This is a genomic window from Candidatus Pelagibacter communis, from assembly GCF_001180205.1.
Classification (GTDB): domain Bacteria; phylum Pseudomonadota; class Alphaproteobacteria; order Pelagibacterales; family Pelagibacteraceae; genus Pelagibacter; species Pelagibacter ubique_O.
In genome coordinates, this window is sequence record NZ_CVSU01000053.1 from 1 (window position 1) to 508 (window position 508).

Below are 508 nucleotides of genomic sequence, written 5' to 3' on the forward strand. Positions count from 1 at the left end.
AGTGGTTCTAAAATTCCATCGACTTTAACATGAATACCTCTGTCCGCACCAACCGCTAAAGCTTTCCTAACTGTTTCTTGAGCTTTTTCTTCACCCACGGTTACAGCAACTACTTCAGTAGCTTTACCTGCTTCTTTGATTTTTACAGCTTCCTCTATTGCATTGTCATCAGGAGGATTAGTTGACATTTTAACATTGTCTGTAACTACACCAGTTCCATCTTCTTTAACTCTTATTTGAACGTTGTAATCAATAACTCTTTTTACAGCTACTAAAATTTTCATTAAGCTCTCAATAAATTATTTTCTGAATCGTAAGGACTTTCATCTAAGACAGTAGCGTCGTACATTTCACCTAATATATCAACTTGTAATTTGTCGCCCACATTTGAACAATCTGGCTTAACCATTGCAAGAGCTATTGATTTATCTAATCTAAATCCAAATTCACCTCCAGTTGCTCTTCCAACAACTTTTCCATCTTTAAAAATAGGATTATTTCCTAATAC

The 508-nt window shown here is 34.8% G+C and carries 2 protein-coding genes; both read right to left on the reverse strand.

All coding sequences use genetic code 11. The annotated features are described in order from the left end of the window. The coding region (locus AMO08_RS02360; RefSeq protein WP_425304631.1) for an electron transfer flavoprotein subunit beta/FixA family protein at positions 1 to 284 on the reverse strand (284 nt) is incomplete at its 3' end. Further along, the coding region (locus tag AMO08_RS02365; protein ID WP_143323798.1) for a glycine cleavage T C-terminal barrel domain-containing protein at positions 284 to 508 on the reverse strand (225 nt) is incomplete at its 5' end. The genes AMO08_RS02360 and AMO08_RS02365, both read right to left, overlap by 1 nt.